The 24994-nt window shown below is 64.2% G+C and carries 25 protein-coding genes and 1 tRNA gene; 9 read left to right on the plus strand and 17 right to left on the minus strand.

Annotation, left to right across the window (positions count from 1 at the left end):
* Window positions 1-332 precede the first annotated feature (332 nt).
* On the plus strand, window positions 333-1427 hold the full coding sequence (locus ACVC7O_RS17445; protein WP_458323390.1) for a porin: 1095 nt from the start codon (window positions 333-335) through the stop codon (window positions 1425-1427).
* Between the two features lie 61 nt (window positions 1428-1488).
* Window positions 1489-1869, plus strand: a complete 381-nt coding sequence (locus ACVC7O_RS17450; protein WP_458323391.1) for a hypothetical protein — start codon at window positions 1489-1491, stop codon at window positions 1867-1869.
* 9 nt (window positions 1870-1878) lie between these two features.
* On the opposite strand, the gene ACVC7O_RS17455 is transcribed toward ACVC7O_RS17450, so the two are convergent.
* From ACVC7O_RS17455 to ACVC7O_RS17490, 8 genes are all read right to left on the minus strand, one after another.
* Window positions 1879-2466 carry a GNAT family N-acetyltransferase gene (locus ACVC7O_RS17455; RefSeq protein ID WP_458323392.1) on the minus strand — a complete coding sequence of 196 codons (588 nt, stop codon included), beginning with the start codon at window positions 2464-2466 and terminating at the stop codon, window positions 1879-1881.
* 2 nt (window positions 2467-2468) lie between these two features.
* Entirely contained in the window at window positions 2469-2861 is a 393-nt protein-coding gene (locus tag ACVC7O_RS17460) for a ketosteroid isomerase-related protein (protein WP_458323393.1), read from the minus strand.
* A gap of 9 nt (window positions 2862-2870) precedes the next feature.
* Window positions 2871-3332, minus strand: coding sequence for an arsenate-mycothiol transferase ArsC (locus ACVC7O_RS17465; RefSeq protein ID WP_458323394.1), 462 nt, complete (start codon window positions 3330-3332; stop codon window positions 2871-2873).
* Window positions 3333-3812, minus strand: coding sequence for a UPF0262 family protein (locus ACVC7O_RS17470; RefSeq protein WP_458323395.1), 480 nt, complete (start codon window positions 3810-3812; stop codon window positions 3333-3335).
* An 84-nt stretch (window positions 3813-3896) separates the two neighbouring features.
* Entirely contained in the window at window positions 3897-5198 is a 1302-nt protein-coding gene (hisD, locus tag ACVC7O_RS17475; RefSeq protein WP_458323396.1) for a histidinol dehydrogenase, read from the minus strand.
* 72 nt (window positions 5199-5270) lie between these two features.
* Complete coding sequence (locus ACVC7O_RS17480; protein WP_458323397.1) at window positions 5271-5738, minus strand: DUF2948 family protein; 468 nt, start codon at window positions 5736-5738, stop codon at window positions 5271-5273.
* Complete coding sequence (murA, locus tag ACVC7O_RS17485; protein WP_458323398.1) at window positions 5735-7003, minus strand: UDP-N-acetylglucosamine 1-carboxyvinyltransferase; 1269 nt, start codon at window positions 7001-7003, stop codon at window positions 5735-5737. The genes ACVC7O_RS17480 and murA overlap by 4 nt, the downstream gene beginning before the upstream one ends.
* 4 nt (window positions 7004-7007) lie before the next feature.
* Window positions 7008-7187, minus strand: a complete 180-nt coding sequence (locus ACVC7O_RS17490; protein WP_458323399.1) for a hypothetical protein — start codon at window positions 7185-7187, stop codon at window positions 7008-7010.
* Window positions 7188-7273: 86 nt separating this feature from the next.
* Between ACVC7O_RS17490 and ACVC7O_RS17495 the strand changes: the two genes are divergently transcribed.
* Window positions 7274-7348 (plus strand) — tRNA-Thr (locus ACVC7O_RS17495).
* A gap of 41 nt (window positions 7349-7389) precedes the next feature.
* Here ACVC7O_RS17495 and ACVC7O_RS17500 read toward each other — a convergent pair.
* The gene (locus ACVC7O_RS17500) at window positions 7390-7983 is read right to left on the minus strand and encodes an NAD(P)H-dependent oxidoreductase (protein ID WP_458323400.1); all 594 of its coding nucleotides are present in this window, start codon (window positions 7981-7983) and stop codon (window positions 7390-7392) included.
* A 106-nt stretch (window positions 7984-8089) separates the two neighbouring features.
* Between ACVC7O_RS17500 and ACVC7O_RS17505 the strand changes: the two genes are divergently transcribed.
* Complete coding sequence (locus ACVC7O_RS17505; protein ID WP_458323401.1) at window positions 8090-8677, plus strand: TetR/AcrR family transcriptional regulator; 588 nt, start codon at window positions 8090-8092, stop codon at window positions 8675-8677.
* On the opposite strand, the gene ACVC7O_RS17510 is transcribed toward ACVC7O_RS17505, so the two are convergent.
* Window positions 8674-9918 (minus strand): NAD(P)/FAD-dependent oxidoreductase, encoded by a 1245-nt coding sequence (locus ACVC7O_RS17510; RefSeq protein WP_458323402.1) that lies wholly within the window; start codon window positions 9916-9918, stop codon window positions 8674-8676. The two genes, ACVC7O_RS17505 and ACVC7O_RS17510, sit on opposite strands and share 4 nt — an antisense overlap.
* A gap of 145 nt (window positions 9919-10063) precedes the next feature.
* On the opposite strand from ACVC7O_RS17510, the gene ACVC7O_RS17515 reads away from it, so the two are divergent.
* Window positions 10064-10807, plus strand: coding sequence for an aspartate/glutamate racemase family protein (locus tag ACVC7O_RS17515; protein ID WP_458323403.1), 744 nt, complete (start codon window positions 10064-10066; stop codon window positions 10805-10807).
* 3 nt (window positions 10808-10810) lie between these two features.
* Here the strand turns inward: ACVC7O_RS17515 and ACVC7O_RS17520 are convergent, their stop codons facing one another.
* From ACVC7O_RS17520 to ACVC7O_RS17540, 5 genes are all read right to left on the minus strand, one after another.
* Window positions 10811-11881 (minus strand): saccharopine dehydrogenase C-terminal domain-containing protein, encoded by a 1071-nt coding sequence (locus ACVC7O_RS17520; protein WP_458323404.1) that lies wholly within the window; start codon window positions 11879-11881, stop codon window positions 10811-10813.
* 84 nt (window positions 11882-11965) lie between these two features.
* The gene (locus ACVC7O_RS17525; RefSeq protein WP_458323405.1) at window positions 11966-12919 is read right to left on the minus strand and encodes an ABC transporter ATP-binding protein; all 954 of its coding nucleotides are present in this window, start codon (window positions 12917-12919) and stop codon (window positions 11966-11968) included.
* On the minus strand, window positions 12916-14799 hold the full coding sequence (locus ACVC7O_RS17530) for a dipeptide/oligopeptide/nickel ABC transporter permease/ATP-binding protein (protein WP_458323406.1): 1884 nt from the start codon (window positions 14797-14799) through the stop codon (window positions 12916-12918). Before ACVC7O_RS17530 ends, ACVC7O_RS17525 begins: the two co-directional genes overlap by 4 nt.
* Entirely contained in the window at window positions 14796-15743 is a 948-nt protein-coding gene (locus ACVC7O_RS17535) for an ABC transporter permease (protein ID WP_458323407.1), read from the minus strand. The genes ACVC7O_RS17530 and ACVC7O_RS17535 overlap by 4 nt, the downstream gene beginning before the upstream one ends.
* A gap of 97 nt (window positions 15744-15840) precedes the next feature.
* Window positions 15841-17418 (minus strand): ABC transporter substrate-binding protein, encoded by a 1578-nt coding sequence (locus ACVC7O_RS17540; RefSeq protein ID WP_458323408.1) that lies wholly within the window; start codon window positions 17416-17418, stop codon window positions 15841-15843.
* A 103-nt stretch (window positions 17419-17521) separates the two neighbouring features.
* Between ACVC7O_RS17540 and ACVC7O_RS17545 the strand changes: the two genes are divergently transcribed.
* Window positions 17522-18187 carry a DUF1028 domain-containing protein gene (locus tag ACVC7O_RS17545; protein ID WP_458323409.1) on the plus strand — a complete coding sequence of 222 codons (666 nt, stop codon included), beginning with the start codon at window positions 17522-17524 and terminating at the stop codon, window positions 18185-18187.
* Here the strand turns inward: ACVC7O_RS17545 and ACVC7O_RS17550 are convergent.
* Window positions 18173-18958 (minus strand): FadR/GntR family transcriptional regulator, encoded by a 786-nt coding sequence (locus ACVC7O_RS17550; RefSeq protein WP_458323410.1) that lies wholly within the window; start codon window positions 18956-18958, stop codon window positions 18173-18175. The two genes, ACVC7O_RS17545 and ACVC7O_RS17550, sit on opposite strands and share 15 nt — an antisense overlap.
* A gap of 336 nt (window positions 18959-19294) precedes the next feature.
* The gene (locus ACVC7O_RS17555) at window positions 19295-20182 is read right to left on the minus strand and encodes a LysR family transcriptional regulator (RefSeq protein WP_458323411.1); all 888 of its coding nucleotides are present in this window, start codon (window positions 20180-20182) and stop codon (window positions 19295-19297) included.
* 110 nt (window positions 20183-20292) lie between these two features.
* Here ACVC7O_RS17555 and ACVC7O_RS17560 point away from each other — a divergent pair, with 110 nt between their 5' ends.
* From ACVC7O_RS17560 to ACVC7O_RS17570, 3 genes are all read left to right on the plus strand, one after another.
* On the plus strand, window positions 20293-20946 hold the full coding sequence (locus ACVC7O_RS17560) for a class I SAM-dependent methyltransferase (protein WP_458323412.1): 654 nt from the start codon (window positions 20293-20295) through the stop codon (window positions 20944-20946).
* A 105-nt stretch (window positions 20947-21051) separates the two neighbouring features.
* Window positions 21052-23454 (plus strand): GcvT family protein, encoded by a 2403-nt coding sequence (locus ACVC7O_RS17565; RefSeq protein WP_458323413.1) that lies wholly within the window; start codon window positions 21052-21054, stop codon window positions 23452-23454.
* The gene (locus ACVC7O_RS17570) at window positions 23451-24992 is read left to right on the plus strand and encodes a trimethylamine methyltransferase family protein (protein ID WP_458323414.1); all 1542 of its coding nucleotides are present in this window, start codon (window positions 23451-23453) and stop codon (window positions 24990-24992) included. The genes ACVC7O_RS17565 and ACVC7O_RS17570 overlap by 4 nt, the downstream gene beginning before the upstream one ends.
* The last annotated feature ends 2 nt before the right edge of the window (window positions 24993-24994 follow it).

Below are 24994 nucleotides of genomic sequence, written 5' to 3' on the forward strand. Positions count from 1 at the left end.
AACCCCACCGCGCGCCCTCTTAACCCCGCCACGTCGGTGCGAGACACCGACAAAATACCGACGTTATACCGACGCGATACCGACGTCGAAATCGCCTTGATCTGCAGCATTAACCGGCGATTCGGCCCCTCGGGCCAAAACACCCGCCTTAACCGTTGCGCGTGCGCAGCCTTAACGTGCGCACAACTTAGAGACCGAATGGTCCACAAACCCGCACAGAGCCCCCTGCACACGCGCACCGCCCTCCGGCGTTCGTGAGTTTGACCCGTCACAATACACGCGTAAGATGTATTGAGACGCCGGTCCGGCGCCGCTTCCCGAAAGGCACTTCCATGACGACGACTTCCCGCATCCTCCCCGCCTCCGCCGGGCTCCTCGCCCTTGCCCTGCCGCTGGCCGCCACCGCCCAGCAGACCGGCCCCGAGGTCGATTTCTACGGCCATCTGAACCTCGGCATCATCAACGTGGACAATGGCGACGGATCGAATACAGGATTGACAGACAACGATAATTCCAACAGCCGGATCGGGTTGATCTACAAGCAGCCGCTGCAGGGCGGCAGTGAATTCCGCCTGCATTTCGAGACCTCGCTCGGTTTCACCGGCTCCTCCAGCATCAACGGTGCCGACGACGGGTTCGAGCAGAATTACCGCCGCACCGAGATCCGCAAATTCGAGGCGATCTACCAGTCGCCCACCTTCGGAACCTTCTCCTTCGGCCAGGGCAGCATCGCCACCGACAGCACGGCGGAGGCCGATTTCTCCGGCACTTCCGTCATCGCCTACTCCAGCCTGCAGGATCAGGCGGGCAGCCAGGTCTTCCAACTCGCGGGCGGCGGCGCGTCGGGGTTTGACATCGGCGACGCCTTCAGCGCCTTCGACGGCGGCCGCCGCTTCCGCATCCGCTATGACACCCCCACCTTCGCCGGATTCTCCCTCGCCGTCAGCGCCGGGGAAGAGGTCCTAACCCGCGGAAATGACGATGAATTCTACGACATCGGCCTGACCTACAATCAGGACTATGGCACCTATCAGGTGGCCGCCCGGGCGGGCCTCTCGATCCGCGATTCCGACGAAGAACTGTTGCTCGGCTCCTTTGCAGTCCTGCATAAAGAGACCGGCCTCAACCTCGCCATCGCCTCCGGCCGCCAGCAGGAAGGCGACGACAGCTACGTCTACATCAAGGGCGGGATCAAACGCGACTGGATCGCCGCCGGCGAGACCCGCATTTCGCTGGACTACTACACAGGCGAAGACTTCGGCGTGACAGGCTCAGAGTCACATTCTGTCGGCCTCGCCGTGGTCCAGAAAGTCGATGCCTGGAACACCGAGCTCTACGCCAGCTACCGCACCTTCGAATTCGACGACACAGGCGCGGACCTGCAGGATCAGGATGTGACCTTCGTGGGCGCCCGCTGGCGGTTCTGACGGTTTGCAGTGGCGGGGCGAATGCGCCATAAACAATTGAGCTCTAACGAGGGAATTGTTCATGCTGCGCCCCGCTGCCCTGGTCTGTATGATGCTGATCCTGTCGGCCTGCGGCGGGCGCAACACCCCACCGCCGCAACCCGTCTTGAGCCCGCCGCCCCTGCCGGTCGCAGGAAGCCCCGTACAATTCGCCTCTGGGCCCATTGGGACGGCGTGCCTTGTGCACCGGCGTCCCGGCGCCACGCGCGAACGCTGCGGGTGCATCCAGGCTGCCGCCGATCAGACCCTGAGCCAGTCACAACAGCAGCGCAGCGTGCGTTTCTTCAGCGAACCCGGTCAGTTGCAGGACGTTCGGCAATCCGACAACGCTGGCAATCGCGCCTTCTGGGAGGCCTGGAAACGCTTCGCGGAAACCGCCGAGACCTTCTGCGGCGATATCTAAGGCCGCCCCCTAGAGGGCGCGCATCCAGAACTGCAGCTCTTTCTCGGTCTCGCCCCCGGTCTCCCGATCTTTCCACGAAAACCGCGCCCGCACCCCGTCCAGCGGGGCATATCCCCGCTTGCGCCAGAAGGGATCGAGCGGTGCGTAACCTGCGGGTCGGGCGGGGTGATCCTCGGGCCGGATGACCGCACAGAAACAGCACCGGGCATAGCCAAGCGCGCGCGCATGGGCCTCTCGGGCGTCGAAAAACGCATGGCCCGCGCCGCTCCCTCGGTACTGCGGCAGCAGGACGCTCTCGGCGCAATAGAAGATCGTCGCCAGGTCCAGGCCCGTCGCGGAAAACGCCGCCGCGAAATCCTCTGCGTGGTCGCTCAGCGGGGTTCCGGTGGACGCCCCAACCAGGCGGTCACCGTCGAACGCACCCACCACAATCGCCTCTTCGCTGCTGAGATAGGGCTGCAGATAGCGTTTCTCGTACGCCAGATCGCCATCATAGAGATAGGGCCAATCGTGGAAGACCGCGATCCGCAAGTGTGCGACTGCCTCGATGTGGTGCGCCAGTTCGGTGTGGCTCAACGGGCGAATGTCGAGCGACATGGTCAGGACACCTGCCGCACCCAGTCGGTGAGGTTGTAGCGGGTCGTCACGCGGGTGATCAGCCCGCCCGAGACATCAAAGAACGATCCAGCAGGCAATTGATATTGCTGACCTTTCGCCTCGGGCAGCCCCTCATCAGTCTCAATATAGCGCCCATGCACCACATACTCCGCCGCCGCGCGGCCCTGCTCGGGCGCGTCAAAAATCACCATGTCCGTGAGCATCTCATCATAACAGCGGCTCATGTGGTCACAGAACGCCGCGAAGGCCGCTTTGCCCCGGCGCACACCGCCTTCGTTGACGTGATGGGCCACATCCTCGGACAGGCACTCCAGCATCGCGCCCGTGTCCTTTGCATTGAAGGCTTCGAAGTATCGCTTCACCACATCCGCCATGGGTCCTCCTCAAATGATCTCGGTGGGTGGCCCGAACCGGGCCAGCAGCCGCTCCTTGATCTGGTCGCGGGCCTGTCGGTAGCTCTCGAGCTTGGCCTGCCGGCTTTCACCCAGCCCGGTGGGGTCGAGGATCGGCCAGTACTCCACGTCCAGATGATAGAACCGCGTCAAATCCAGCGCCCGGCGCTGCGACGCGGGGCTCAATGCGATGACCAGATCGAAGGAGCCCAGATCGTCGCCCCAGTTTTCCATCTCGTCAAAGCTGCGCGAGCGGTGGCGCGACAGCTCCACATCCATCTCCTGGCAGACGGCGATGGAAAACCCGTCGATCTCCATGTCATTCGTTACACCGGCGGACTGCACGTAAGTGCCTGTGCCATAGAACTTTTTCATGATGCCTTCGGCCATGGGGGAGCGCACAGCATTGTGGTCACAACAAAAGAGAACCGACCCTGGGAGCTCGTCGCCCATTCAGCCTCCGAAATGCAGCACGCAGATCAGCGTGAAGAGGCGGCGGGCGGTGTCGGTGTCCACCTCGACCTTGCCGTCGAGCCGTTCCTGCAGGACCCGGCTGCCTTCGTTGTGGATGCCGCGCCGCGCCATGTCGATGGTTTCGATCTGGCTGGGCGGCAGCTTCTTCACCGCTTCGAAATAGCTCTCGCAAATCTGGAAGTAGTCCTTCACCACCTGCCGGAAGGGGCCGAGAGAGAGATGAAATTCCGCCGCCTTTTCAGCGCCTTCCGTGTTCACATCGAAGACCAGGCGCTTGTCGCGGATCGCGAGACCCACGTGGTACGGACCCTCAGGCACCGCGCGCCCGTCACGGGCGGGCAGCTTGAAGGTGTTCTCCTCCAGCAGATCGAACATCGCCACACGGCGCTCCTGTTCAATCTCGGGGGTCGCCGGCGGCAGGCCGGCATCATCGAGGACGATCTGTGAGATACGGGACATGGGACAGATTCTTCACGCAAAACGAACAAACTCGAGATGCTTAACGCAGGTTCGCCGCAAAGAGCAACGACGAAGGCGCCCGCCTCAGTCGTTGAGCTTGTTGAGACGCGCGGTCACCGACAGGCCATGCGCTTCCAGGCTTTCGGTCTGCGCCAGCGTCTCCGCCGCGGGGCCGATGCTGCGCAGCGCGCCGGGCGTCATGCGCGCCAGCGTCGTGCGCTTGAGGAAATCCAACACCGAAAGCCCCGAGGAAAACCGCGCCGAGCGCGCCGTCGGCAGCACATGGTTCGGCCCACCCACATAGTCGCCGATGGCTTCGGGCGTCCACTGGCCCAGGAAAATGGCGCCTGCATGTGTGATCTGGGCGCTCAGGGCGTCGGGATCGGCCACGCAGAGCTCCAGATGTTCCGGCGCGATGCGGTCGCTGAGGCTGGCCGCTGTCGTAAGATCCGGCACCGTGATGATCGCCCCGAAGTCGCGCCAGGAAGCCCCCGCAATTGCCCGCCGCTCCAGCGTTTCGAGACGCGCTGCGACGGCCTCCGCCACCGCCTGCCCGAAGCCCGCATCTGTGGTGATCAGGATCGACTGCGCGCTTTCGTCGTGCTCGGCCTGGCTCAACAAATCAAGGGCGATCCAGTCCGGGTCATTGGCGCCATCGGCGATCACAAGGATCTCGGACGGGCCCGCGATCATGTCGATCCCGACCTTGCCGAAGACCCGCCGTTTGGCCGCCGCCACATAGGCGTTGCCGGGCCCGGTAATCTTGTCGACCGGCGCGATTGTCTGGGTACCATAGGCCAGAGCCGCCACGGCCTGCGCGCCGCCAATGCGATAGATTTCATCGACGCCCGCCAGTTGCGCCGCCGCCAGCACCAGCGGGTTCAACACGCCATCCGGCGCAGGCACGACCATCGCGAGGCGCGGCACGCCCGCGACCTTTGCCGGGATGGCGTTCATCAGCACGGAGGATGGATACGACGCGAGCCCACCGGGCACATAGAGCCCCGCTGCCGCCACCGGCGTCCAGCGCCAGCCGAGCGTTGCGCCACTGGCATCCGTCCACTGCTGATCCTCGGGCCGCTGGCGCTCGTGATAGCTGCGGATCCGCTCTGCGGCGAGCTCCAGCGCCTGCAGCTCCTCACCCGGGACGGCGGCGGTGGCCTTTGCAATCTCCGCCTCCGAAACCCGCAGGGTCTCGGGTGTCAGCGCGAGGCGGTCGTAGGTCTGCGTCAGTGCGATCACCGCCTCATCGCCACGGGCCCGGACATCCGCGATGATCGCGGCCACCGCCGCGTCCACATCGGGGCTGTCCTCGCGCTTGGCGGTCAGCAGCGTCTCAAACGCGGCTTCGAAGTCGGGCGCGGTGGCATCGAGAAAGACGGGCATGGTGCGGACCTTAGATGGGATGCCGAAGGAGACGGGCGCCTTCGGTGAGGAGACGTTGAACCAATGGAAAGACTACTCCGGATGCTCCGGTGTTTTCTTCGAAGGAGCCATATAGGGTTTGGTCACGTCTTTCAAAGATACGCCCAGGGCCTCGATGGTCACACGGATCGCGCCATCTCCGGCGAGGGTCAGCACGAGGTGTCCGGCGGGCGCCTCGGTGGGGTCATAGTCGATGGCGAGGAGCGACAGCACGGTGTCAGGGTCTTTGCGATCTATGCCGTTGCTGGCCACGCCCGTCACCTCGTCAAACACCAGCAGAGACTGCACCCGCTCTGGCGAAGCGGCCCGCGCGGGGCCCTCTTCCCAGCGGAATCGGTTGATCAGAAGGGCAAAGCGGCGGCCGGCGCGGTCCCACCGCATCTCGGTCGCAGGGAAGACGGCGTCCTGCACCAGCGCCGAGATGATCGCCAGATCATCCTCGTCAAATGCGCCGAGATTGAGCGGCGCCTCCCGGCCATCCTCGAACCGCGCATCGGTCATGTGTCTGAAATCCGTTCGATATTGGCACCTACGCCCGAGAGCTTGGCGACCACATGTTCATAGCCGCGATCAAGGTGATAGACCCGCCCCACGCGGGTTTCGCCCTCCGCCGCCAGCCCGGCGAGGATCAGCGAGACCGAAGCGCGCAGATCGGTCGCCATCACCGGCGCGCCTTTCAGTTTCTCCACACCGGTCACAGTCGCGGTGCCGCCGTGCACGTCAATGTCAGCCCCCATGCGCATCAATTCCGGCGCATGCATGAAGCGGTTCTCGAAGATCTTTTCCTCCAGCACCGAGGTGCCCTCGGCCGTGCAGAGCAGCGCCATCATCTGCGCCTGCAAGTCGGTGGGGAAGCCCGGGAACGGTTCGGTCGTCACATCGACGGCCTGGATGCGCCCGTTGCGGCGTGTCACGGCCAGGCCTTTCTCCGTCTCGCGGACGTCAATGCCCGCGGCGTCGAGCTTTTCGCAGAACGCTTCAACCAGCTCGATCCGCCCGCCCAACAGTTCGACCTCGCCGCCGCAGATCGCGGGCGCCAGCATGTAGGTCCCCAGCTCGATCCGGTCGGTCACCACGGTGTGCGTGGCGCCCCCGAGCCGGTCGACGCCCTCGATCGTGATGATCGACGTGCCTTCACCGGCAATCCGCGCGCCCATGGCCCGCAGGCAGCGCGCCAGATCCACGATCTCGGGCTCGCGGGCCGCGTTGTTCAGCACCGTCGTTCCCTTGGCCAGCGTGGCCGCCATCAAGGCGTTCTCGGTCGCACCGACCGAGGCAAAGTCAAAATCGACCGTGCCGCCCTGCAGCCCGTTGGGTGCCTTGGCATGGACATAGCCGTCTTTCAGCTCCAGCTCCGCCCCCATGGCCTCGAGGGCCTTGAGATGCAGATCGACGGGCCGCGCGCCGATGGCACAGCCACCGGGCAGCGACACAACCGCATGGCCTTCCCGCGCCAGAAGCGGACCCAGCACCAGGATCGATGCGCGCATCTTGCGCACGATGTCATAATGCGCGGTGTGGTTGGTGATATCGTGGCTCGAGAGCGCGATCACCTGCCCATCCTGCAGCGAGGTCACCTCGGCGCCGAGCGACTGCAACAGCTGCGTCATCGTCCGGATGTCGCTGAGCCGCGGCGCGTTGATCAGGGTCAGCGGCTCCTCGGTCAGCAGCGTCGCGGGCATCAGCGTCAGACAGGCGTTCTTGGCGCCCGCAATCGGTATCTGCCCGTTCAGCGGGCCACCGCCTGTCACAAGTATCGAGTCCATGCGCCTATGCGTCCTTTTCTGCTCCGGCCCCTGCGGACCCGCCTGCCTCTGCCCCTTGGTTTTGCGCCCGCGCCCGCGCCTGCGCCTTGCGCCGGGCCATGTTGGCCTTGAGCGCCGCTTTCAGACGGTCTTCACGTGCCGCACCCGGTTTTCCGGATTTTTCGGGGTCTGGTTTCTGTGCCATGGCGCTTGTCTATCTCAGGTGGCTGAAAGCGTCCAGATTGGGCTTGCGCCGCTTCAGGATTGCGTCTAATCACCCGAGCCATCGGCGCTGCTGTAGCTCAGAGGTAGAGCACTCCCTTGGTAAGGGAGAGGTCGAGAGTTCAATTCTCTCCAGCAGCACCATGACCTCCACATACGCATCCGGCAACGCACCGCACAGCTCATCAACGCCCCGCCGTGCCAAGTGCCTCCACCTGCGCTTGCCACTTCTGGATCTTTTCCGCCCCTGCTTCTCCTGCGGGTGCGAAATGAGTGATCCCGGCCGGGCGCATGCCGACAAACTCGAAGATCTGGCCCTTGATCTGGCGCAGCAAGGCCTTGTGATAGAGCAGCCCGAAAAACCAATGCGGAGTGTCCGAGGTGACAATCGCACGGGCCGTGCGCCCGCCGAGCATGGGCCTTGGCATGCCGAGGCGGCTGCGGTTGCGCGTGTCAAAGGCCCAACCGGGCAGGAACGTCCGATCAATGAGCCCTTTGAGCTTGGCAGGCAGCCCACCCCACCACATCGGGGTGGTCATGACTATGTGCTCGGCCCATTCCACATCTGCCCGGAAGTCTTCCAGAACCGGTTCCAGGGGTTTGTGCTGGGCGTATCCCGCAAAGCCATGATCGGGGTCGAACTGCATATCAGCGAGGTGGCGCAGGCGCACCTCGTGACCCGCCCTATGCGCCGCCGCCGCGTAGCTTTCCGCCAGATGCCGGTTCAGCGACGCCTGCGCCGGGTGACCGTTGAGAACAAAGATGCGTTTGCCAGCCATGGCCATTCACTCCAATTGATTCGATAACTGACCGCGGTCATAAATATGAAAATGACCGCGGTCAATAAAAACTTGACCGCGGTCATTATTAGTGCGAATATGTCCCATGACCAAGCCTGTACAGAAACGCACCCTGATCACGCGCGGCAACCTGATTGCCGCCGCGGAGGACATCATCGCGACGAAGGGCTACCAGGACATGCGGGTCGAAGAGGTCGTGCAGAAGGCCGGTGTCGCCAAGGGCACCTTCTTTGCACATTTCCCGGACAAGGACGCGCTGATGGACCTGATGATCGGTGCGCGCATCAACGCCGAACTGGACAAACTGGCCCATTTGCCCGCCCCGCGCGGTGTCGATGATCTGATCGCGAATCTCAAACCGCTGTTGGGCTTCATGAGCCACGAGCGCTATGTCTTTGACGTGATCCTCAGACACTCCGGGGCGGCGGCCCGCGAAGAGATTGGCGCGATTGCAAAGACATTCTCCCGGCAGATCAGCGTGATCGCCGACTGGCTGGCAGACGGGCCATTCCGCAAGGATGTCTCGCCGCATCTGCTTGCGGATGGGGTGCAGGCCTTCGCCATACAGGCCATGGCGTTGCAGTTCTGCGCCATTCACAACGGTGAGCCGATGGTGGACCGCCTGCGGGTCTATCTCGATGCCTGGCTGATGCCGCGCGACGTGCCGGTCTAACCTGCCGCGAACCGGTTGGGACTATAGGGGCGCATGTCGATGTTTGGCGTGCGGTCGGTGAGCATGTCCGCGATCAACCGACCCGTCTTCGGTCCGCCGGTCAACCCGATATGATGGTGCCCAAAGGCGCTCAGAACCCCGCTTGTGCCGATCTCTCCGATCAGGGGCAGGCTATCCGCCGGGGCCGGGCGGTGGCCCATCCACTCCTCTTCGCGCGCGTGAGTCAGCGTGGGATAGGCCGCCCGCACCTGCCTGCGCAGCAAATCAAAGGGCGCGCGCGATGGCCCTGCCGTCAGGCCGCCGAACTCGACCACACCGGCACAGCGCAGACCCGCCGCCATCGGCGTCGCGACGAATTTGCCACTGGTCACCATCGTCGGCGCCTGTGGTCCGTTCTGCGCATCTTCGAACACGATGTGATAGCCCCGTTCGCTTTCCAGCGGCACCTTCAGGCCAAGTTTCCGCATCAGAGGTTTTGACCAGACGCCGGTGGCGAGCACGACGTGATCGCACGGAAGCGCGCCGTCGGTCGTGCATACAGCGGACACGCGGCCACCTGCCAATTCGAAGTCAGTGACCTCTGCGGTTCGGATCTGGCCACCCATCTCGCGGAAAACCTCTGCCAGCGCTGCTACATAACCGCCTGGATCCCGGATGAACCCGTGATCCTTCATCGTGGCAAGGCAGCCGATGGCCGAGGACAGATTGGGCTCAACCGCCTGCACCGCCGTGCCCTCGGCGATTTCAGGTAGGAAACCTGCCTTTCGACGCAAGCTCCAGGTGTAGCTGTCAGCCTCGAAAGCCGCGCGATCACGGTAGGCGAAGTGATAGGGGCTGTCCGTCACCCACTCGGCCGCCGCAGTGCCTTGCACAAGCGCTTTGTGCTGATCGACCGAGTCCGCCACTATGGGGGTGATACCTTCGGCAATACGCCGCGTCTCGCGATCATTGGCGTGGCTGAGGTACCGCGTCAGCCAGGGCGCCAGCTTCGGCAGATACGCCCACCGCAGAAACAGCGGAAAGTCCTTGTCGAGCAACATGCCCGGCGCTTTGGCAATCAGGCCCGGAGCCGTCACGGGCACCATCGAGCAGGCCGCCAGCACCCCTGCATTGCCATAGGACGTCCCCTGCCCAGGTGAACCGCGGTCGATGAGCGTGACCTCCGCCCCGTAGCGGCGCAGCCAGATGCCGGTTGAGACGCCGACAATCCCCGCGCCGATGATGATGACGTGCCCTGCCATGACCTGTCCTGTCGCTTTCGGCCCACTTTGGCGGCTTAGGCCCTGCCGTCAATCCTTGGCGGGTCAGCCCGCAGATTTGCCCTTTCGCGCCAACTGCGTCAGCATGCAAGAGAAATCAAGGACACGAAGCGCGGAGCATCGTCCTATGCACGTCCAGTCTGGTGGCAAAACGGTCTATGGCGCGACCGTCGGTATCCTGATGCTCGAGACGCGATTTCCCCGTATCCCTGGGGACATCGGCAATGCCACCACCTGGCCGTTTCCAGTGCACTACCGTGTCGTTGAAGGGGCCACGCCTGATCTGATCGTGTTGCAGGACGCACGCGCCATGCGGGATGCCTTTATCGCCGAAGGCAAGGCGCTTGTGCGCATGGGCTGCGACGGGATCGTCACCAATTGCGGTTTCCTCTCGGTGCTGCAAAGCGATCTTGCACTGGGGCTCAACGTGCCGGTCGCCAGCTCCGCGCTGATGCAGATCCCGATGATCCAAAGCACGCTGCCGCACGGCCAGCGGGTCGGCGTGCTGACCGTCTCCAAGACCAGCCTCACCCGCGGGCATCTGACAGCAGCGGGCGCGGACCCGGATGTGCCTATTATCGGCACCGAAGGCGGGCGGGCGTTCTCGCAGGCCTTCCTCACCGATCAGCCCACCATCGACTTCGACGCCTGCCGCCTCGATATGTTGGACAGCGCTGCGGAACTGATCGAGGCCTATCCCGATGTGGGCGCGATCCTGCTGGAGTGCACCAATATGGTGCCTTACGCCCGCGACATCCGTCTCGCCACCGGGCGACCGGTCTATTCGATTTACACGCTGGTCAGCTGGTTTCAGAGCGCGCTCTCGCCGCGCCGGTTCGCCACGGAAATCGACGACCCGCGCGGCGTGTGAGGCTCAGAATCCACCCTGCTCGGCATAGGCCTTGCCCGTACGCGTCTGCAGAAAGGCGGCGAGTGGAACGTCTTCCTGTTTGAGGAACCCGGAGGCGGGCAGTGCACCCTCCCGCACCAGTTCCAAAACGCCGACGACCGAGCAGGCGGTGGTCCAGGCAATGGCCGTGCGCCGGCGCCCCGCAAGGGTGATGGGCCGGTAGCCCCGCACAAACTCGCGCCGCGCCAGCGCGTTGCCGATCGTCCCTTCCGCCGAGACATGCACATAGACGATATCGTCCTCCACCGGCGGTTTCGCATTCACGAGGATCTCGCCCGCCTCCTGCCGCCGGTCACGCATCAGCAGCTCGTGAAAGAAGAAGTTCATCAGCGTCACGTGGCCGGGATAGCGCATGGTCTTGTAATCGATGTTCGGCACGCGCCCATGATATGTCTCGCACATGGTGCCGAGCCCGCCCGAGGTGGTGAAGGCCTCCAGTTCCGTCCCATCGATATATAGCTTCTCGATCCACTCCATGGGCGACACGGTCTTGATCTGCCCGTCTTCAAGCACTTCGCAATCGTTGAGATACTCGTTCACCACACCTTCAGGCGACCAGTTGAATGAATACCCCATGAGCCCCGTGGGATGCTGGGGCAGCGCGCCCACCCGCATCTTGCACATCCGGCAATCATCAAACTGGCCAATCAGATCGGCACCCACGATGCCCACAAACCCCGGTGCCAGCCCGCATTGGGGTGCCATCAGACCTGCCGAGGTCTCTGCCAAAGTGCGGATGGTTTTGGTCGTGGGCACGTCTTCGGTCAGATCGAAATAGTGAATGCCCGCACCATGGGCCAATCGCGCAACTCCAGCGTTCAGATGATAAGGCAGGCAGGACAGCACCGCGTCGGCCTGGCGCAGGTCCTCGTCAAGCTGGCCCGGAGCAGCGAGGTCGCGCTGCCGCGTCTCGAAGGGAACCTCGGCGTTCGGTCTCTGCATATCAACGCCGATGACCGTGAAGCCCGCCGCGTGCAGAAGCTCGGCCGCTAAGGTCCCAACCTTGCCCAACCCCAAAACAACAATCCGGTCCACATTGCGCCTCCCCTGGCTTCGATGGCCCCGCACCACCTGCGGCCATTGAGACCGCGTTCCGCCGCGTAGCGCAATCCGCTTTTTCTAGAGCGGGTTGTAGCAAGCAACGCTCTGGTCACTTTCCAGATCGTTCAAGGGCGGGGGGGCCGTGGCGCAGATCTCGGTCGCCCGCGGGCACCGGGCGCGAAAAGCGCAGCCCTGAGGCGGGTTGAGCGGATCAGGCAGCTCCGTCTCCCGCCCCTCGGGTGCCGTGAGCGCGCGGCCGACAACGGGCGCGCTGTCCGCAAGCAGCTTGGTGTAAGGATGCGCGGGCTTGGCAAAGATCGTCTCGGCGCGTCCTATCTCGACAATTGCGCCGAAGTAGAGCACCGCCACACGGTCGCTCACCGCTTCGACCACCGCCAGATCATGGCTGATGAAAAGATAGGTGAGCCCCAGATCGCGGCGCAGATCGGCCAGCAGGTTCAGCACCTGCGCCTGCACTGACACATCCAGCGCCGAGACCGGCTCATCGAGGATCAGGATGCGCGCCTGCGCGGCCAGCGCGCGCGCAATCCCGATCCGCTGGGCCTGCCCGCCCGAGAACTCATGTGGATAGCGGTCAAGAAACGCCTCGCGCAGGTTCACCGCGGCAAAAATCTCGGCAACCCGGTTGGCGCGCGCCGCGCGGTCCAACCCATGCAGGTGTTTCAGCGGCGCATCCATGATCTGCCGGATCGTCTTGCGCGGGTTCAGGCTGCTGATCGGGTCTTGAAACACATACTGAATGCGCTTTCCGAAGGCGGCCGGGTCGGCGGTATTCAACCGCTCGCCTTCGATCTCGATCTGGCCGGTCGTGGGCGCGATGAGTCCGACCAGCAGCCGCGCGAGCGTGGATTTGCCACAGCCGGATTCGCCCACGATGCCCAGCGTCTCACCCTGCTGCACGTCGAACGTCACCGGATGCACCGCATGCACCCGCCCCTTCGGCGGGCCAAAGAGCGATTTGCCAACCTCGAAGGTCTTGGACAGCTCCATCAGTCGCAAAGCCGGGGTCATGCGACCGTCTCCGCGCGCAGGCTGACGTCCGGATCAATGCAGCGTACGGCCCGCCTGCCACTCTGCTCCAACGCAATATCACCAGCCCGACAGGAGTCTCGCGCCTTGGTGCAGCGCTCCGCAAAGGCGCAGCCTTCGGGCAGGTCGTCGACCACAGGCGGCAGGCCCGCAATCGCCTCCAACCGTCGGCGCCCCTGCCCCAGCTCGGGCACACAGGCCATAAGCCGGGCGGTGTAGGGGTGCGCGGGCGCATTGAGTATCGCATCGGTCGGCCCCTCCTCGACAATCCGGCCCGCATACATCACCGCCACCCGGTCGCAGAGTTGCGCCACAACGCCGAAGTCATGTGTAATGAAGATGATTGCCAGGCCACGCTCCCGCCGCAGATCATCGAGCAACGAGAGGATCTGTGCCTGTACGGTCACGTCCAGCGCCGTCGTCGGCTCGTCCGCGATGATCACCTCCGGGTCATTGGCAAGCGCCATGGCGATGCCCACGCGCTGACGCATCCCGCCGGACATCTCGTGCGGATAGCTGTCGACCCGGCTCTCGGCATTGGGGATCCGCACCGACTTCAGCAGCGCGATGGCCCGCGCCCGGGCCTCGGCGCGCGGGGTCCGATGATGCGATTGCACCGCCTCGATCAGCTGGTCACCAACGGTATAGAGCGGGTGCAGCGTCGCCAGCGGGTCCTGGAAGATATAGGCCACTCGGTCGCCGCGCAGCGACCGCAGCGTCTCGTACGGCGCGCCGATCAGATCATCGCCCTTGTAGCGGACCGCCCCGCCGGTGATGACCCCAGGCGGCGAAGCCACCAACCCCATGATCGACAGCGCGGTCACCGACTTGCCTGACCCGCTTTCCCCAATGATGCCAAGGCATTCACCCGGCTCGACAGCCAGATCGACGCCACCGACAGCGCGGTAGACGCGCTCCTTCACGTGGAATTGGGTCTGCAATCCCTGTACGGCGAGCAGCCCCGCGCCCTGCGCCGCGGGCACCTCCGCTCGGTCCACCGCTGTGGCGGGCATCGGTCGGCTGAGCGCCCCGGATTTCAGCCGCGGGTCGAGCGCATCGCGCACCCCATCGCCCAACAGGTTGATGCACATCACGATCACAAGGATCATCGCCCCCGGCACAATCGAGGTATGCGGGTTGGTGATCAGCGCCGCACGCGCCTCACCCAGCATCGAGCCCAAGTCCGCCTGCGGCGGCTGCGACCCGAGCCCCAGGAACGACAGCCCCGCAGTCTCGAGGATCATCCAGCCGATGGTCGTGGACATGGCGATGACGATCACCGGCAGGACGTTGGGCAGAATTTCAACCAGAATGATCCGCGCGTTGCTCATCCCCGCCAGCCGTGCGGCATCGACGAACTCCTTATGCGCGATGCTGACGGTCACGCCGCGGATATTCCGGGCAAAGAACGGCACATTCACCGCCGCCACCGCGATCAGCGCGTTGAGAAGCCCGGGCCCAAGGGCGGCCACAATCGCCAGCGCCAACAGGATGTAAGGAAAAGCCATCAGCATATCGACGCCACGCATGATCACGTTGTCCGTGCGTCCGCCGTAGAAGCCTGCGATGATCCCGATGGCAGCCCCAATCGTCGCGGCAATCAGAGCAGCAGCAAAGCCAACCGCCAGCGACAGCCGCGTGCCCCACATGAGCCGGCTCAGCAGATCGCGGCCCAGATGGTCCGTACCGAGTAGCGCGCCTTCCGAGAACGGCGGCTTGAACCGGTTCGCCGTGTCGGTCACATCCGGCTCGGCCAGCGGCAGAAGCGGCGTGATCAGTGCCAGCACCACAACGATGGCCAGGATCACCCCGCCCCAAAGGGCCAGGCGATTGCGCGCGAGCAGCGTCAGAAAGGCCGTCACGTCTTGATCCTTGGGTCCAGCAGGCTCTGTGCCACGTCGACCGCGATGTTGAACATCACATAGCAGGCCGCCACGAAGACCACCCCGCCCTGCACCAACAAGATATCGCGCTTGAGGATGGCATCCACCAGCATGCGCCCGACGCCCGGCCACTGGAACACGATCTCAATATACACCGCGCCTGACAGCACAAAACCCGCCTGAATGCCCAGCACAGGGATGATCGAGACCATCGCCGCGCGCAGCGCATGCCGCCAGATCACCCGCCCCTCGCGCACGCCCTTGGCCCGCGCCGTGCGGATGAAGTCCTGCCGCAGCACCTCCAGCATCGCAGAGCGCGAAAGCCGCGCGATCACGCCTGTCGCCACCACAGCCAGCGCGAGCGCCGGCATCGTAAGATGGCTGATCAGCGCGCCGAGATCCCGCGCGCCGTAGATCGGCCACATGCCCGAGACCGGGAACCAGCGCAGGCTCACCGCGAAGGTCAGGATCATCATCATCCCGAGGAAAAACGAGGGGATCGAGATGCCCAGCAGAACAACGAAGGTTATGGCCTTGTCCGCAAAGCCGTATTGCCGCGCCGCCGAGACCACCCCCGCCATTACCCCGAACAGCGAACACAGCACAAAGGCCGTGCCCGCGAGGATCAGCGTCGCGCCGAACCGTTCCAGCACCTCATCCAGCACGGGCCGGTTCAGGGCAAAGCTCTGGCCAAAATCGCCCTGCAGCATATTGCCGAGCCAGATGAAGTACTGCGCAACCAGCGGCTTGTCCAAGCCGAGATCCCGGTTCAGTTTCTCGACATTCTCCGGCGTCGCAAAAGACCCCAGGATGGCCGTCGCCGGATCGCCCGGGATCAGCGCCATGATCGCAAAGACAATGACAGTGATGCCCAACAGCACCGGGACCGCCGACACCAGCCGTTTCAGTATGTACCCCGCCATGCCCGGGCTCCCCTGCAGTGGCCACATGTCTTTCTTGGGGGTCCGGGGGCGCAGCCCCCGGCCGGTCGGACCGGGCAATGCCCGGTCCGAAACCTGATCAGTTCTTGACCACGTCCTTCAGCAGCAGGAAGAACGAGGGCTGCAGCGCAAAGCTCTCCACCCGGTTCGATGTGACCGCATTCTGCTTCCAGTTGGCCACGAAAACCCAAGGCGCGTCTTCCTGAACGATGGTCTGCATCTCCTGATAGAGCGCCGCTCGCTCGGCCTGATCCGTCGCGGAGCGCGCATCTTCCAGCAGCTTGTCGACCTCGGGGTTGGAGTAATAGCCGGAGTTGAACCCGCCCTTCTCCGGCCAGGCCTCGGTCCGCAATGCCAGATACGGCAGCGTGTCGGGGTCATTCGTCATCCACGCCATCTGCGCCATATCCGCCTTGCCCTCGAGGCCAGGGTTCACCTCGCCGAGGAAGGTGTTCCACTCGTAGGTCTCGATGCTCACATCAAAGCCCACCGCCTTCAGATCCGCCTGGATCGCCGTCCCCATGGCCACCGGGTCCAGCATGCCCGAGCCGCCCTCGGTCACATAGAAGGTCAGCTCCGCGCCCTCGGCCCCCGCTTCGGCGATCAGCGCCTTGGCCTTCTCCGGGTCATAAGGATAGGGCTCAAGGCTCTCGTTGTACGCCCAGGCGAAGGCGGGTGGCGTCGGGCCTGCGGCCACAGCGGCGGTGCCCTCCAGCACATCGTTCACAATCGCGGATTTGTTGATCGCATAATTCGCAGCCTGCCGCACGCGCACGTCGGCAAAGGGCCCTTCCTTGGCATTGAGGATCAGGAACCACACATGTGGGCCCGCCTGTTCATGTAGCGTGTAGGCATCCCCCGCGAACTCCGACAAGGCCACCGGCGGCACCTCGACCATCAGGTCGATCCCGCCCGCCAGCATCTCTGCCGTGCGCGTATTTGCGTCGGAGATCGGGCGGAACACGACCGCCTGGCTTGCAGGCGCGCCGTCCCAATAGTCCGCATTCGCCTCGATCACCACCGCCTCGTTGCTGCGCCATTCCGCAAAGGTGAAGGGCCCCGTACCGGACGGGTTGCGCCCGAACTCCGCGCCATGCTGTTCCACGGCAGCGGGCGAGACGATCAACCCGGTGGGATAGGCTAGGTTCGAGAGGAACGGCGCGTAAGGTGCATTCAACGTGAATTGCACGGTGAGCGGGTCAACCACCGTGACCTCTTCCACAGCCGAGAAGAAGAAGGCGAGCGGGAAGGGTCCCGTATCATGATAGGGGTGATCTTCCTTCAGCATCCGGTCGAAATTGAACTTGACCGCCTCCGCGTCAAAGGCGCTGCCGTCATGAAAGCTCACCCCGTCCCGCAGCGTGAAGGTATAGACCGTCCCGTCCTCGCTGATCTCCCAGCCGGTGGCCAAGGCGGGTTCCACCTCCAGTGTTCCATCCTTGTATCGCACGAGGCCATCATAGACGTTCATCAGAATCCGAAAGTCATTCACCGCCGTCACCGCCGCCGGATCAAGCGCCTTGGGCTCGGCAATCTGCCCGACGATCAGCACTCCGGGCGGTGTCTGCGCTGAAATCGGCGCAGCAAGGCCCAGACTCAGGCTGAGAGCAGCTGACGCAGCCAGCACGCTGCGACGCGTCCATGTCAAAACTGTCATTTCTGTTGTCCTCTCTGTTGAATGCAGCGTATAATTATCATGATTAATTGCAGTGCTGCAAATTTTCATGATAAATACAAGGAAAAAGACCCGAGGGCAGTATATGACGATTTCCATTCTCGTGTTTGATGTAAATTCGGGCACTTTCGGGGGCGCCGCCGCCACCGGCAGCCTCTGCGTCGGCGGGTGGGTGCTGCGCGGCGATGTCCGATCGGGGCTCTCGGCGTCGCAGGGCACATCGCCCAGCACACTCTGGGGCGAAGACGCGTTGAGCCTGATGACCGCGGGATTGTCTGCCCGCGCAACCGTGGACGAGTTGACGAAAGGCGACCCCGGGCGCGATCATCGGCAGTTGAGCGTTCTGGATCGCGAGGGCCGCACCGCGAGTTTCACGGGCGCCGAGAGCATCGCCTACGCGGGCTCCATCGACGCGCACTGCCTCGTGGTCAGCGGCAACATGCTGGCAGATGCGGGCGTGCTGACCGCAGCGCGGGACGGCTATCTCAACAGTCAAGGCGCCATGCCCCAACGGCTCCTCTCCGGTCTGATGGCCGCCGCCGACGCAGGCGGCGACATTCGCGGCCTGACTTCGGCTGCCCTTTTGCAACTTCATGCAGATCAGGCCCCGCTTTCCCTGCGAATTGACTATGCGGACGACCCGCTGGCAGCCCTGCAGGACCTTTACACCCGCGCCATGGCACAACCCTATTTCGGCTGGACACAGGCGGTGCCGACTCGGCGCGATCCGTATCGATCAGAGACTGCCTGAGTGCTGCTCGGCCATGAAGCGGCGCTGCACCTCCGCCTCCTGCGTGATCATCATCGCCTCCGCAGCCTGCATGTGTTCCGACATGATCTGGCGCGCCTCTTCCGCTGCTCCGTCGCGCAACGCGACCAGCAGGCGCTGGTGGTACTCCCGCCCCTTGCGCCATAGTGCTGTGTTCGGCGGGTTGTAGAGGCGACGGTAGATCGTGAGGTCCGACAGGATCTGCGACATGAACCCGATCAGGAAGCCCAGCAGCTCATTTTGCGCATAAGACGCCAGCCGCGCATGCACCTCCAGCGAGCCGATGTGATGCGCGCGCTCCTCCTCCGCTGACTTTGGCGGCGCGGGAAACTGGCCGGCAAGCTCCTCGAGCTCCGATAGCTGCTGTGGCGACAACGTCCCCGCAAGGGAAGCCGCCAGCTCCGGTTCAAGCACCCGGCGCAGCTGGTAGATGTCGGCGATGGTCAGGTTCTTGAAATAGAAGTAGTTCCCCAGCAACGCCCGCGCGCGCTCTGCGGAAACTTCGCCGACAAAGCTGCCACCGCCCGGTCCGGTGCGCGTCTCGATCAGGCCTTGCGCTTCGAGAATGCGCATCGCCTCGCGGATCGTACCCTTGGCCATGCCGAAGCGCTCGATCATCTCGGGTTCGGCGGGCAAACGATCTCCGCGCTGCAGGTCCTGCTCAACCACCCAGGTCTTGATCTCCTCTGCGACGCGAACAGGGCGGCTGCGTCGGGGCGCGCGGGCCGTGGTGCGGGAAGACTTGGGCGGCATGGGTGACGCGTGTCCTATATTCCGGATACCGCTGTTCTACCGCCAAGTTCAGGGAGATTGAACCGATAATTTATAATGATAAATTATAGTCATCGCGCGGATGGACACGCAGAAACCAAAGGTCAGAGCGCCCAAAAGTAGGGTTGAGAGCAGATCACGACCTCCGCCTCCATATCTCATTTGATAAACGGCACGCCAGCAGCCCCAGATGGGGGCAGGCATCGTTGGAGTAACCCACCGCGGGCGGGTCCGGAGGGAGCGCCCGTTGGGCCGCGCGCCCGTAATCGGGCGCGCGGCCCAACGGGCGACGCGGCAGGCAGATGTTGCATAGGGATGTCAGACCGCGGGCGGCAGCGCGTTGAATTCCTTGACCAACCAATCGAAGACCAGACGCACGCGGCGGCTGGAGTTCACCTCACGGTGCGCCACCAGCCAGACCTCAAACTCGAACGGTGGCAGCCAGGGCGCCGCTTGCGCGACCACAGAGTCTGCATCCCCGACTCGGGATAGCATCACGCCGACACCCAAGCCCTGCCGGACCATCTCCCAGTGCACCAAATGCGCGGCGGTGCGCACCCCGAATTGCCGCTCGGTCAAACGCAGATCCATACCGTTGAGGAACTCGATGAACGGCATGTTGTCTTCAAACCCGATGAACTGCGCCCGCGACAGGTCTCGCGGTGCGTTGAACGGGCCGTGGGCGTCGAGGTAGGCTCTGCTGGCGTAGAGCCGCGCCACCTCGGACGGCAGTTTCCGCCCGATGAGTTGCGGGTCGGTCGGGCGCACCGTCCGGATCGCAATGTCAGCCTCGCGCCTGCGCAGATCGCGCAGCAGGTTGGTCGCCACCAGCTCCACCTCAATGCCCGGATGCGCGGCGCGCAAGCGGTCGATCATCTTCGGCAACACGAAGGCCGAAGCCACCTCCGTCGCCGTGATCCGCACCGTGCCCTCGACAGAAGTGGACTGGCCCGACGCGGTCATCGACACATGGCTGGCCGCCTCGCCCATGGCCCGCACGTGATCGACCAGTTCCAACCCGTTAGCGGTCAGCGTCAGCCCTCGCCCGGACCGGTCAAAAAGCAGCACGCCCAGCTCGTCTTCCAGGGCGGCCACCTGCCGCCCGAGCGTCGGCTGTGTCATTCCCAGCGCCCGGGCTGCGGCAGAGAGCGAGCCCTCCTCTGCCGTCACCAGAAATGCGCGCGCACGGTTCCAGTCGAATTTCATAGACCGCCAATCCATGCAAATTCGCATAGCAAATAAGCGGATTTAGTCAATTTATTTGCCACAAGCGCAGAGATACACAGACCCGCGAATACGATTTCACGGTGACAGAGATGACCTATTCAGACCCCCTTTCGATGACCAACGCAGGCGAAACACGCTTCTGGGACAGGGTTGCGCCCGGCTATGCCAAACGCCCCGTTGCTGACCAGGCCGCATACGAACGCAAGCTCGAGATCACGCAATCTCACCTCAGCCCGAATATGGACGTGCTGGAGTTCGGCTGTGGCACAGGGACAACGGCGCTGATCCATGCCGCGCATGTAAAGCACATTCTCGCCTTCGATTTCTCGGCCAAGATGATCGCCATTGCCGAAGACAAGGCGGAGGCGCAAGGCGTTGAAAACGTGACCTTCCTGCAGAACCGGATCGAAGATTTCGAGCCACCCGAAGGCCGCTATGACGCGGTTCTGGCCATGAGCATTCTGCATCTGCTGCAAGATCCGCGCGCGGCCCTCGCCAAGACCTACGACATGCTCAAGCCCGGCGGCACCTTTCACTCCAGCACCGTCTGCCTCGCCGATGGGATGCGCTGGTTCCAACCCATCGCAGCAGCCGGGCGAATGCTGCGCCTGCTGCCCCGCGTTCGGTTCCTATATGCCGACCGGTTGGAGGCCATGGTGCGGGAGGCCGGTTTCGAGATTGAAACCTCGTGGAGACCAAAGGACGGGCGCACCCTTTTTCTGGTCGCCCGCAAACCGCGCTGACGCAGCCCGATACGAAATTCTTGACGGATCGCCCGATTTGATCTTAGCGTCTGGACAGGACTGTACAGAACTGTCCAGACATCAGAATCATCGGGAGGAGTCGCCATGAAGTCGCAATACCGCGTTGTCGTGATCGGGGGCGGCGTTGTCGGCGCATCCGTCCTTTACCACCTGGCCAAGATGGGCTGGACCGATGTGTGCCTGATCGAGCGGTCGGTCTTGACCGCGGGCTCCAGCTGGCACGCGGCGGGCGGCATCCACGCGCTGAACGCAGACCCGAACATCGCGCAGCTGCAGGCCTACACCATCGACCTTCTGAGCGAGATTGAGGCCGAAAGCGGCCAGAACATCGGGCTGCACATGACCGGCGGGCTGACCATGGCGGGCACGCCCGACCGGTGGGAGTGGCTGCAGTCGGCCTATCGCACCTTCCAGTCTATCGGGATCGAGGATTGCCGTCTGGTGACCGTCGAGGAGGCGCTCGAGCTGAATCCGATCATGTCCGGCGACGGGCTCTTGGGCGGCATGTGGGCGGACCGCGAGGGCTACATCGACACAACCGGCACCGTGCACGCCTATGCGGGCGCGGCCAAAAAACGCGGCGCCGAGGTGATCGAGCACAACCGCGTGCTGGAGCTTAACCAGACGCTGGAAGGCTGGGAGGTGGTGACCGAGAAGGGCACTTTGTCTTGCGAACATGTGGTCAACGCCGCCGGTCTCTGGGCCAAGCAGGTCGGCCGCATGGCGGGGATCGAGCTGCCCGTCAGCCCGCTCAACCACCACTACCTGATCTCCGACACGATCCCACAGTTGGAAGACATCGATTTCGAGGTGCCGATGACCGTAGACCTCGAAGGCTTCACATACCTGCGGCAGGATCAGAAGGGCGTGCTGCTGGGCATCTACGAGATCAACCACCAGCACTGGATGATGGACGGCGCGCCTTGGGAGTATGGGTTTGAACTGCAGCAGGAAGACCCCGACCGCATCGAGCATGAGCTGACGCTGGGCTTCGAACGCTACCCCTGCCTGCAGGAAGTCGGCGTGAAAACCTGGGTCAACGGCGCCTTCACCTTCTCGCCCGACGGCAATCCGCTCGTCGGGCCCGTCCCCGGCAAGCGCAACTACTGGTCGGCCTGCGCGGTGATGGCGGGCTTCCTGCAGGGCGGTGGCGTCGGCAAGAGCCTCGCCGAGTGGATGATCCACGGCGCGCCTGAAGCGGATGTCTACGGCATGGACGTCGCCCGCTACGGCGTCTGGGCCGAGAACAAGCAGTACATCAAAGAGACAACGGGACAGTTCTACACCCGCCGCTTCGTGATGACCTATCCGAACGAACAGCTGCCCGCGGGCCGCCCGCTGAAGACCGCAGGCGCTTATGCGGACATGACCGCTGCGGGCTGCCAGTGGGGGCAAAGCTGGGATCTGGAGGTGCCGCTCTATTTTGCCGAGCCCGGGTTCGAGGAAACGCCCTCGCTGAAACGCTCGAACGCACATCTGATCGTCGCCGATGAGTGTCACGCCGTGCGCAATGGCGTCGGGTTGCTCGACATCACCGGGTTCTCCCGCTTCGAGGTCACCGGCCCGAACGCAGAGGCCTGGCTCAACCGGATCATGGCCTCGAAACTGCCGAAACCGGGTCGGGCGAAACTGGCACCCATGTTGGCCGAAGACGGGCGTCTCAAAGGAGACCTGACCATCTTCAACTGGGGCGACGGCACCTGGTGGATCATGGGCAGCTACTACCTGCGCGCCTGGCACATGCGCTGGTTCAACGACCATATGGACGAGGGCGTGACCATCCGCGATCTGGGCGAGGACACCGCCGGGTTCTCGCTCTCCGGACCGGCGTCAAAGGCAGTGATCGAGAAACTCACCGACGGCCCCATCGGCGACCTGGCCTTCATGGGCTGCGGCGCCTTCGACATCGGCCTTTTGCGCTGCAAGGTGGGTCGCCTCTCGGTCACGGGCGAGCTGGGGTATGAAATCCACTGCCGCGCCGGTGATCACGCCACCTTGCGACACATCCTGCTGGAGGCGGGCGAGGAAGAAGGCATCCGCGAGGTCGGTTTCAACGCGCTCCTCAGCCTGCGGATCGAGAAGAGCTTTGGCATCTGGAACGCCGAATTCACCCAAGGCTACACCCCCGGCATGACCGGCATGGACCGCTGGATCGACTGGGAGAAAGACTTCACCGGCAAATCGGCTGCACTTGCCGAGCGCGACGGGAACGGCCCCGCGCAAATTCAGGTCACGCTGGAGATCGACGCCAAGGACGCGGATGCGAGCGGCTACGAGCCGATCTGGGCCGGGGAGGAGAAAGTGGGCTTCGTCACCTCCGGCGCCTACGGCCACACCACCGGCAAATCGCTCGCCATGGCGCTGGTGAACACCGAACATGCCACACCGGACACTGCACTCAGCGTGCACGTGGTGGGGATCGAGCGCGCCGCCAAGGTCGTCCCGCCCTCGCCATATGATCCAGAGGGCAAGGTCATGCGGGTATGACGCTGGCCGAGAACACCGGGCGGCGGCGCACCCGCCGAGGCGGCGGCGCCCCGCCCGTCAAGCGCACCGTGGATTACCGCCGCCTGCGCAACCCGTTCCCGCCCATGTCGGTGTTCTCGGACGACCGGATCGAAGCAATCCACGAGGCCGCGCTGGATGTGCTCGAGCGCCTCGGCATCAAGGTGCTCCTGCCCGCCGCGCGCCAAGCCTACAAGGCGGGCGGCGCCACCGTGCATGAGGACACCGAGATGGTGCACATCGGGCGCGAGATGGTCGCAGCGGCGCTGGTCAGTGCCCCCCGGTCGATCCCGGTGCGCGGCGCCGTCCGTGATCGCGACATCACGCTGGAGCTCGGCAGCCTTGTCTTCCAGCCCGGCGCCGGTGCCCCCCACGCCACCGATCTTGAACGGGGCCGCCGCCCCGGTACCGAGCGCGACTTCCGCGAGCTCGTCCAGCTCACCCAGCATTTCGACGTGTTGCACATGGTCCCGCCGCTGATCGAGCCGCAAGATGTGCCGATGCACCTGCGCCACTACGCGACCATCGACGCACAGCTGTCACTGTCGGACAAGGTGCCCTTCATCTTCTCGCGCGGCACGCCTCAGGTGACGCAAAGCTTCGAGATGCTGCGCGACTTCCGTGGTCTCTCGGACAAGGAATTCGCAGCGGAAAGCCACTGCTACACGATCATCAATACCAATTCGCCCCGCACGCTCGACATCCCCATGGCGCAGGGGCTGATGGACTTCGCCAAGGCCGGGCAGGTCAGCATCGTGACCCCCTTCACGCTCATGGGCGCCATGGCCCCGATCACCGTGGCGGGCGCCATGACGCTGAGCCACGCCGAGGCGCTCGCCGCGATCACGCTCACCCAGCTCGCCCGCCCCGGCGCGCCGGTCTGCTACGGCACCTTCACCTCGAACGTCGACATGAAGTCCGGCGCCCCGGCCTTCGGCACGCCAGAGCACTTCAAGGCCAGCCTCGCCGCTGGCCAGCTCGCGCGGTTCATCGGCCTGCCCTGGCGCTGCGCCTCCGGGTCCGCAGCGAACATTGGCGACGTGCAGGCCGCTAATGAAACACAATTCGGCACCTGGGGTTGCCTGCTCGCCGGTGCCACCGTCGTGATCCACGCTGCCGGGTGGCTCGAAGGCGGGCTGACCGTGTCCTACGAAAAACTCATCACCGATCTGGAAGTGCTGCAAATGGTGGCCGAACTCTGTGCTGAAACCCCCGCACAAGAGGCCGAGATCGGCCTCGCGGCACTCGAGGAGGTCCAGCCCGGCGGCCACTTCTTCGGCGCAGCCCACACGATGGAGCGCTATCAGACCGCCTTCTATGAGCCGCTGATTGGCGATCTGTCCAACTTCGGCACCTGGCAGGACCGCGGCGCCGTCGACACCACCACGCGCGCCACCGGCCTGTGGAAGCAGATCCTCTCGGACAGCCAGGGCCCAAAGGTCGATGCGGAGGCGCTGGCACACCTCCGCGCCGACATCCGCGCCAGATCGGAGGCGGGCGGCGCCCCGCCCGAAAGCTGACC

The sequence above is a fragment of the Roseobacter cerffii genome (genome assembly GCF_054226325.1).